This window comes from Synechococcus sp. CCY 0621, from assembly GCF_019038465.1.
GTDB lineage: Bacteria > Cyanobacteriota > Cyanobacteriia > PCC-6307 > Cyanobiaceae > Cyanobium.
In genome coordinates, this window is the sequence record NZ_JAFKRH010000019.1 from 26,861 (window position 1) to 34,436 (window position 7,576).

Sequence of the window (7,576 nt, forward strand, 5' to 3'; positions counted from 1 at the left end):
TCGCTGGGCTGGATCAGGCCGAACCGACGCCCACATAGGAGCCGTAGAAGAACAGGCCGACCACGAAGATGACGGCCATGCCGCCGGCGGTGGCGACCATCCAGAGGGGCAGAACCCCTTCGGTCCAACGGCTCTTCCAGGCCACGGCCGGTCGGCCATCGGGAAGGCGGTCGGGAATACGGCCGTCAGGAAGTGAGGATTTCTTGCCGCTCATGGATGGGGTGCCTCCCGATCAGTTGAAGAAGTAGCTGGAGAAGAGGATGCCGATGACGAACACGAACAGCAGGCCCAGGTAGAGGCTGGTGCGGTTCAGTTCGACCGGCAGGTTGTTGGGGTTGGGATTGCGCTGCATGGATGTCTCAGCGACGGACGAACTGCATGGCGGCCAGGGCACCCAGGAAGAAAACCGTGGGGATGCCGAGGGCATGGACGGACAGCCAACGCACCGTGAAGATCGGATAGTTGCGCGGCGTGGTGGGAGCGGTGGACTGGGTCATGGTTCCTGGAGGCGCAGATCAAGGCTGCTCTTGCCCTCGTAACGCTGGCTCACAACGGGAGCCTTGGTTTCCTGGGCCTGGAAGTAGGCATCCGGACGGGGCGTGCCGAAGGCGTCGTAGGCCAGGCCGGTGGACACGAACATGAAGCCCGCCAGGAAGATGGCCGGCAGTGTCACCGCATGGATGACCCAGTAGCGGATGCTTGTGATGATCTCGAAGAACGGACGTTCCCCTGTGGAGCCGGCAGCCATAGCAACAAGCGTTCAGCCCGAAGATCCTAGGGGTCGACCGGGGGGCACCGACGGCGGGGCGGGGGGTTGGTTACAGAGGGACGCAGTTCAGCCGACCCAGCGCAGCAGCACGCCCCGCTCGCCCAGGACGAAGCCCTTGCCGCCGGGGGCGAAGACGATCCGCGAGAAGTTGGTGGGCTGTTCGCTGCCCACCGGATCCCGCTGCCAGCTGGCGCCGGAATCGTTGCTCACCAGCAGGGTGCCGTTGCCGCCGCCGGTCCAGATGGCGCCGCGGGGATCCCAGGCCATGTCGAGGTAGCCGTAGCCGTTGGTGATCGGGATCACGGGTTTGCTCCAGTCGCCGCTCTCGGTGGTCTCGGCGGTGCTGGGGTCACCGTCGAAGCGCAGCTGGGCACCCCGGGCCACCATCCAGAGATGGCCGTCGGGCTGGAAGCCCATCGACTGCAGCCGCTGGCTGCTGACGCGCTGATGCACCTGCCAGGCGGGCTGGCCCGGTTCCCAGGTGGCGAAGAAGTTCCCCAGGCTGCTGACGCTCACGTAGTCGCCCTCGGGGCTGCGGCGCAGGTCACGGATGGCGCCGGCGGCGTCACCCACCAGGGCCTGCCAGCTGGAGCCGGCATCGCTGGTGCGGTACACGGCGCCCACGTTGGTGGCCAGCTCGGCGCTTTTCGGCCCCTGGGCCGTGACCAGGTACGGCTCACCCGGGAGCTTGGTGTCGAGCAGCAGCCGGCTCCAGCTCTTGCCGGCATCGTCACTGTGCAGCAGCAGGCCCGGCTGGCCCACGATCCAGCCCTCATCGCCCCTGAAATCGATGCTGATCAGGCGGAAGTTCTCCTCCTCGGGCAGATCGAGGGCCCGCTCCTGCCAGCTGGCACCGCCGTCGTCGGTTTCCATGATCAACCGGTTGCTGCCCACCAGGAAGCCGTGGTCGGCGTTGGTGAAGGCGACGTCGAGGGGGTTGGAGCGGGTGTCCAGGGGAACTGACTGCCAGGGGCTGGCGGCCGCCGTGGGCAGGCCCGTGGTGACGCAGCCCGTCAGACCGAAGGCGAGCACCAGCGAGAACGTCAGGGAGAGCAGGGGCCGCAGCGGGCGGAGGAAGGCCATCAGCACTGGCATCAACGCAGGGAGTAAAGGGAGAGGAAGAAGGCGAACGCCAGGGCGAAACCGCCGAAGATCAGCACGTTCTTCTGGCCGGGGGTGAGGCGGTTCACCCCCAGGCCGAAGTTGAGGTTCTCCTCGAAGCCGCTGGGCTTGTTGCGAGGGCCGATGTCCTTGAAGGCGCCCACCCTGCTGCGGCAGACGGGGCAGCGGAAGCCCACGGGGTCGAGGTCGAGGAAGGAGGTGCCGGCGGGAATCGCCAGCTTCTTGACCCCTTCACCCGGGTCGTAGACGAAGCCGCAGCTGCGGCACTCGAAGCGGTGGCCGGCGGGGTCGTCGACGACGGCTTCAGGCGCCTCGATCGGCATCTCCGTGGGCGGTTCCGTGCTCATCCCATGCCTGGCCGTACCTGAGGACTCTATCGAGGGTGGCTCCAGCCCCCGCGGTCCCCCCGCACGGCCTGCGCCAGCGGTCGTCGCCACGACCGCCGAACCCTGAGGCAGGTGGCAGAATGCGCGGCAGGTTGGGTCTGCCGATGTTCGTGCTCTCCGGCTACGACGCCTTTCTGGGCTTCCTGCTGATTTCGGCGGCGGTCCCGGTGCTGGCGCTGGTGGCCAATAAGGTGCTGGCCCCCAAGAGCCGCCAGGGGGAGCGCCAGCTCACCTATGAATCGGGGATGGAGCCGATCGGCGGCGCCTGGATCCAGTTCAACATCCGCTACTACATGTTTGCGCTGGTCTTCGTCATCTTCGATGTCGAGACCGTGTTCCTTTACCCCTGGGCGGTGGCCTTCCACCGGCTGGGTCTGCTGGCCTTCATCGAGGCCCTGATCTTCATCTCCATCCTGGTGCTGGCCCTGGCGTACGCCTGGCGCAAGGGCGCCCTCGAGTGGAGCTGATCACACCCCCACCATGACCCTCACCTCCCCTGCAGGATCCCTCTCGGTCGATGCACTGCGCGATCTGCGTGAAGCCAGCTGCGGCCCCGTGGGCGCCCCCGGTGTCACCGCCGACCTGTCCGAGAACATCATTCTCACCAGCCTCGACGACCTGCACAACTGGGCCCGGCTCAGCAGCCTCTGGCCGCTGCTCTACGGCACGGCCTGCTGCTTCATCGAGTTCGCGGCCCTGATCGGTTCCCGTTTCGACTTCGACCGTTTCGGCCTGGTGCCCCGCTCCAGCCCCCGCCAGGCGGATCTGCTGATCGTGGCCGGCACCGTCACGATGAAGATGGGGCCGGCGCTGGTGCGGCTCTACGAGCAGATGCCGGAGCCGAAGTACGTGATCGCCATGGGGGCCTGCACGATCACCGGCGGCATGTTCTCCGCCGATTCGACTACAGCGGTGCGCGGTGTCGACAAGCTGATCCCCGTTGATCTCTACCTGCCGGGTTGCCCACCACGGCCTGAAGCGATCTTTGATGCGGTGATCAAGCTGCGCAAGAAGGTGGGTAACGAAACCTTCGCCGAACGCGGCAACCTGCGCCCCACCCACCGCTACTGCACCATCCCCCACCAGATGAAGCGGATGGAGCCCATCGTCACCGGTGCCTACCTGCGGGCCGAAACCCAACAGGCGGCCCTCGCCGCCGCTGCCGGCCTGCCGATGGCTGCCACCGTTCCTGCCACCACCACCGCCCCTAGCACCGATGCCTGAGGAGTCCTCGATCATGACCCCTGCCACCGGTCCGGTGGGCACCTGGTTGGGCGGCCAGGGTTTCGAAGCCGCGGCGCTGGGCCCCGACCATAACGGTGTGGAGATGCTGGGGGTGGAGCCCGCTGCTTTGCCCCTGGTGGCCACCGCCCTGAAGGCCGCCGGATTCGATTATCTGCAGTGCCAGGGCGGCTATGACGAGGGACCGGGCGGGCGGCTGGTGAGCTTCTACCACCTGGTGAAGATGGCCGCGATGCTGGATCAACTGGAGGCTCTGGCCGGTGGCAACGGTCCCCTGCCGCCCGACGTGCGGCCAGAGGAAGTGCGCCTGAAGGTGTTCCTGCCCCGTGAAGGCGCGCTCACGATCCCCAGCCTCTATGGCCTGTTCCGCGGTGCCGACTGGCAGGAGCGCGAAACCTTTGACATGTTCGGCATCACTTACGAGGGGCATCCCCATCCCAAGCGCCTGCTGATGCCGGAGGACTGGAAGGGTTATCCGCTGCGGAAGGATTATGTGCAACCGGATTTCTATGAGATGCAGGATGCTTATTGAGGTTTTGACGATAAAAGCATTCCCATCCTTGTGCTACTGATATCTTCACTTCCAATATGGTCTTTATTCTACGCAGCTATTCCAATCCAGAAGATGTGTTAAATATAGTCCAATGACTATTTGGCTCGACGTTACGACGATCCTTTGCTGGCACCGCCCTGCCGTTGGGGTTGTGCGTGTTGAGACTGAAGTAGCACGCTTCTTTCTTGAGAAAGAGCCCAGTTTTTATCAGTTCTGCCGATTTGCGAAGTTTCGAAATGCCTACTATCCTGTCAGAAGGGAAGAAGTTATTGAGAAACTTGAATTTTTGGCAAATCTCATAGGATCATCGCAAGACGCTGAACAAGGACCGGTTCAGATGGCAGATGCGAATGTGTCAATTGAGGATCAGGGCATGCGTCGAATGCCCCCGCTGCGCTCATTGGCCGATAGAACCGTCAAGGCTATCAAGGCTCCAGTCGTTACCCTGGTTATCGCCACTTACGAAGGCATCCACTCGATCAAGGGCTATTTTGTAAGTCAGGGGTCCAAAGCTGCTCGAACTCTAAGGCAGTTCCTGGGCTCGCCCAGAACAACTGATTCTGAAATGGTCCAACCAGATCTCGTTTGTCCATTTCATAAGGATGATGTTTATATCTCGGTTGGGATGGACTGGGAACACAAAGACTGGACTTATTTTGAAAAACTAAGGGCTTCCCTTGACCTCAAATCCCTACTTTGCTGCTACGATCTGATTCCCATTAAGACACCTGGCTTGACAACTCAGCATGTAGCTGAGCGCTTCCCAGGCTATATATTAAGCCTTGCAAGAAGTGCTGATAAAATAATGTGCATATCCAGGACTACCAAGAGCGATCTAGATTCCTTTCTTGTCCAGTCAGGGCAGCCTGCCACTCATTCAGAGGTTTTCTACCTTGGAACCGACCTTCCTTCACATTCCGTTGACCAGTCGCCTTCTTCGGCTGCCAAAGAGGTTATTGATCACGGCAGGTTCATTATGCTTGTTTCGACAATTGAGCGTCGAAAGGGCCATGATACACTTTATCGTGCTTATCAAAGGCTGATAGATCAAGAACATTCTGAATTGCCGCTACTGGTTTTTGTTGGCATGCCAGGATGGGGTGTTGATGATCTTCTTGCCGATATAAAAATAACAAAGCGTGTGGCAAAGCACATTAGATTTCTTTCGCATGTTTCTGATGGCGACCTATCTCTGCTTTATCGCCACTGTCTTTTCACTGTATTCCCTTCTGTCTATGAAGGGTGGGGATTACCGGTCAGTGAAAGTCTGACCCATGGCAAGTTTTGCTTAGCTTCTAATGCTGCTTCAATCCCAGAAGCTGGTGGAGAGTTTTGCGAATATCTGGATCCTTGGAATGTAGCACTTTGGGTTGAGCGTCTTGCTTTCTACTTCACTCATCAAGACGTGTTGACTGTGCGAGAATCTCACATCCTCAAACACTACAAACCACATACATGGTTGGATGCTGCCTCCAACATCGTTTCCGCTGCAGAGACGATGCAGACCTCTTGAAATTATGAGACTCCAGACATGAGTTAATCTCTTCTTTTTGCCAAGCTTTCATAAAGATCTAGCCTCTTCTTGGATCCTGCCTCTTGAGAGAAGTTATTCCTCACAAGGCTATTGGCATTGACCGCCAGCTCCGACCCAAGACTTCCCATATTGTTCAGTAGCCGTGTGAGTTGAGAAGTGAAATCACGAGCGCTATCGGCGATGAGGCAATGCACTTCGTGCTTCATCCCAATTCCCTGACAGCCAAGTGAGGTGGTGACGATGGGAGATGCGCAGATTGCTGCGGCCAGCAGCTTTGTGCGTAGACCAGCACCTATCTGAATCGGACAAATGCAGACTCTTCCCCTGATGGTTGCTGAAAGGTCATCAACGAATCCAACAAAACTTACGCCACTTATTTCAAACTTCTGCCGCTGCTCTAGGCTCCAGTCTCCAACCACCAACAATGGAGGTTTTCGGTCTTTAGGCTGGTTAGCATCCAGCTTTGGATAGACATGATCTAAAAACCATTCCAGACCCTTTTCATTTGGGCCGTGCTCACCTGAGCCGATAAACACAAGTTCCTTCTTCCAATCCCCTTGAGTGAGTTCTTGGGGATTGACTGGATTGATATCAAGTGGATATGTATAGGGCGAGATGATGATAGGCTTGGTTATGCCAATTGCCTTGAGCGCGTCAGAATCCTCTTGGCTGAATACAATGATGGCATCATATTCTTGAAGAAAAGCACGTTCTACAACGCGAGTTAGTTGAGAATGGTATTCTACAAGGAAATTATCCTTTCCGGTCGAGCCAAGGGATTGAAAGAAAGTGTCTACATAGCTTTTGTGAACTTGATGGACTATAAAGACCTTTGGTTTTGAGTGTAGCGAGAGGGATGAAATCGTCAGTAAATCAATGAAGTCTGTCTGGACAAGGTCAGCCCAGTCCAAATTTTCCCTGATTGAGTTCAAGACCGAACTGCTGACTTCACAAAATGCAGGAAACGGGAGAGCTATTTGCTCAGGCTTGCTCTTTTCGGGGAGGGTAGGCTGAGTTGGAAGGGGAGCAATTGTGCGTATCAGCCTCTCATAGGAGAAAAGTAGCTTCCAGCCAACCCTTGCAGGAAAGCGCAGGATATAGCGTATAATGCTTGTTGACTCTTCGGACTGCTTTTCTAGGCGGTGGCATCTATCTTGATCGCATAGAATTACTTTTACATTCGACAGTCGAGCTTCGAGCTGTTTTGCATAATCTACGTCATCTTTCGTCTGCATTCTATAAACTAGCCTGATGCTATAATGTCCTGGAATGGCTTCAAGCATCGAAAATTGTGCTGCTTTGCCGCCGCTATTTGGGGGGTAGGGAAGATAGGGGGTGGCAATTAGGATGTTCATCGCTTCTAATGCTACTACTGCGTTGGTCCAAACGAGGATCCTATGGGCTCGACATTTCCATCGAGCCGGCCCCCCCTCTGCCAGGAAAGATGACGCCTCTCCAGTCCGTCCATTTCAACCACCAGGGGGCTTGATGGAATCGATCGATGCGTCCTTACAGCGAGGCCGTCAAGGCTGATGTTCGCCGGCGGATGGGGCCTCCCTCCCGCCAGAGCTGCACCGAGATCGCCCAGGAGCTGGGCATTCACGTGATCACGCTCTATAAATGGCGCAAGGCCTGGCGTCTGCAGGGGGAGGTGGTGCCGGCCACCCAGAAGGATCCTGAGGGTTGGGGCTCCTCCGACAAGTTCACCGTCGTGCTGGAGACCGCGGGTCTCAACGCCACCGAACTCGGCGCCTACTGCCGCGAGCGTGGGCTGTTCCCCGAGCAGGTGGACCGCTGGCGCCAGGCCGCCCAGGATGCCAATGCCCAGCCGCTGCTGACGATGAGCGACCAGAAGGACCTCCTGGGGTTACCTCGATTCGGTGGACAAGTGTCAGGGCTCCACGGGTGAGAGTGTACGGGTGTTGATGGACTGCTGCTCGTAGTCGATCGGGCTGAGGTAGCCAATCGTT

Annotated in this window: 12 protein-coding genes; 5 read left to right on the forward strand and 7 right to left on the reverse strand. The window is 58.5% G+C overall.

What is annotated here, in order from left to right; genetic code table 11:
- Positions 1-13 precede the first annotated feature (13 nt).
- From KUG43_RS06970 to KUG43_RS06995, 6 genes are all read right to left on the reverse strand, one after another.
- Positions 14-214, reverse strand: a complete 201-nt coding sequence (locus KUG43_RS06970; protein WP_015109703.1) for a photosystem II reaction center protein J — start codon at positions 212-214, stop codon at positions 14-16.
- Positions 215-232: 18 nt separating this feature from the next.
- Positions 233-352 (reverse strand): photosystem II reaction center protein PsbL, encoded by a 120-nt coding sequence (psbL, locus tag KUG43_RS06975; RefSeq protein ID WP_015109702.1) that lies wholly within the window; start codon positions 350-352, stop codon positions 233-235.
- Between the two features lie 7 nt (positions 353-359).
- Positions 360-497, reverse strand: coding sequence for a cytochrome b559 subunit beta (gene psbF, locus KUG43_RS06980; protein ID WP_015109701.1), 138 nt, complete (start codon positions 495-497; stop codon positions 360-362).
- The gene (psbE, locus tag KUG43_RS06985; protein WP_216907496.1) at positions 494-748 is read right to left on the reverse strand and encodes a cytochrome b559 subunit alpha; all 255 of its coding nucleotides are present in this window, start codon (positions 746-748) and stop codon (positions 494-496) included. Before psbE ends, psbF begins: the two co-directional genes overlap by 4 nt.
- Positions 749-835: 87 nt before the next feature.
- Positions 836-1,852, reverse strand: a complete 1,017-nt coding sequence (locus KUG43_RS06990; RefSeq protein WP_216907498.1) for a photosynthesis system II assembly factor Ycf48 — start codon at positions 1,850-1,852, stop codon at positions 836-838.
- An 11-nt stretch (positions 1,853-1,863) separates the two neighbouring features.
- Entirely contained in the window at positions 1,864-2,238 is a 375-nt protein-coding gene (locus KUG43_RS06995) for a rubredoxin (RefSeq protein WP_216907500.1), read from the reverse strand.
- A 143-nt stretch (positions 2,239-2,381) separates the two neighbouring features.
- Between KUG43_RS06995 and ndhC the strand changes: the two genes are divergently transcribed.
- The 4 genes from ndhC (at position 2,382) to KUG43_RS17275 (ending at position 5,585) form a co-directional block, all read left to right on the forward strand.
- Entirely contained in the window at positions 2,382-2,744 is a 363-nt protein-coding gene (gene ndhC, locus KUG43_RS07000; RefSeq protein ID WP_216907512.1) for a photosynthetic/respiratory NAD(P)H-quinone oxidoreductase subunit C, read from the forward strand.
- A 13-nt stretch (positions 2,745-2,757) separates the two neighbouring features.
- Positions 2,758-3,501 carry an NADH-quinone oxidoreductase subunit NuoB gene (nuoB, locus tag KUG43_RS07005; protein WP_216907502.1) on the forward strand — a complete coding sequence of 248 codons (744 nt, stop codon included), beginning with the start codon at positions 2,758-2,760 and terminating at the stop codon, positions 3,499-3,501.
- Positions 3,494-4,051, forward strand: a complete 558-nt coding sequence (locus tag KUG43_RS07010) for an NAD(P)H-quinone oxidoreductase subunit J (RefSeq protein WP_216907504.1) — start codon at positions 3,494-3,496, stop codon at positions 4,049-4,051. Before nuoB ends, KUG43_RS07010 begins: the two co-directional genes overlap by 8 nt.
- A gap of 172 nt (positions 4,052-4,223) precedes the next feature.
- Entirely contained in the window at positions 4,224-5,585 is a 1,362-nt protein-coding gene (locus KUG43_RS17275) for a glycosyltransferase family 4 protein (RefSeq protein ID WP_216907506.1), read from the forward strand.
- A 23-nt stretch (positions 5,586-5,608) separates the two neighbouring features.
- Here KUG43_RS17275 and KUG43_RS07020 read toward each other — a convergent pair whose 3' ends face one another.
- On the reverse strand, positions 5,609-6,961 hold the full coding sequence (locus KUG43_RS07020) for a glycosyltransferase family 4 protein (RefSeq protein WP_216907508.1): 1,353 nt from the start codon (positions 6,959-6,961) through the stop codon (positions 5,609-5,611).
- 191 nt (positions 6,962-7,152) lie between these two features.
- Here KUG43_RS07020 and KUG43_RS07025 point away from each other — a divergent pair, with 191 nt between their 5' ends.
- Entirely contained in the window at positions 7,153-7,515 is a 363-nt protein-coding gene (locus tag KUG43_RS07025) for a helix-turn-helix domain-containing protein (protein ID WP_286194501.1), read from the forward strand.
- Positions 7,516-7,576 lie beyond the last annotated feature (61 nt).

Excerpts from the sequence above, each read along its gene's own strand:
- KUG43_RS06970 (WP_015109703.1), bottom strand. The coding sequence starts at position 214 with ATGAGCGGCAAGAAATCCTCACTTCCTGACGGCCGTATTCCCGACCGC.
- psbL (WP_015109702.1), bottom strand. The coding sequence starts at position 352 with ATGCAGCGCAATCCCAACCCCAACAACCTGCCGGTCGAACTGAACCGC.
- psbF (WP_015109701.1), bottom strand. The coding sequence starts at position 497 with ATGACCCAGTCCACCGCTCCCACCACGCCGCGCAACTATCCGATCTTC.
- psbE (WP_216907496.1), bottom strand. The coding sequence starts at position 748 with ATGGCTGCCGGCTCCACAGGGGAACGTCCGTTCTTCGAGATCATCACA.
- KUG43_RS06990 (WP_216907498.1), bottom strand. The coding sequence starts at position 1,852 with ATGGCCTTCCTCCGCCCGCTGCGGCCCCTGCTCTCCCTGACGTTCTCG.
- KUG43_RS06995 (WP_216907500.1), bottom strand. The coding sequence starts at position 2,238 with ATGAGCACGGAACCGCCCACGGAGATGCCGATCGAGGCGCCTGAAGCC.
- ndhC (WP_216907512.1), top strand. The coding sequence starts at position 2,382 with ATGTTCGTGCTCTCCGGCTACGACGCCTTTCTGGGCTTCCTGCTGATT.
- nuoB (WP_216907502.1), top strand. The coding sequence starts at position 2,758 with ATGACCCTCACCTCCCCTGCAGGATCCCTCTCGGTCGATGCACTGCGC.
- KUG43_RS07010 (WP_216907504.1), top strand. The coding sequence starts at position 3,494 with ATGCCTGAGGAGTCCTCGATCATGACCCCTGCCACCGGTCCGGTGGGC.
- KUG43_RS07020 (WP_216907508.1), bottom strand. The coding sequence starts at position 6,961 with ATGAACATCCTAATTGCCACCCCCTATCTTCCCTACCCCCCAAATAGC.
- KUG43_RS07025 (WP_286194501.1), top strand. The coding sequence starts at position 7,153 with ATGGGGCCTCCCTCCCGCCAGAGCTGCACCGAGATCGCCCAGGAGCTG.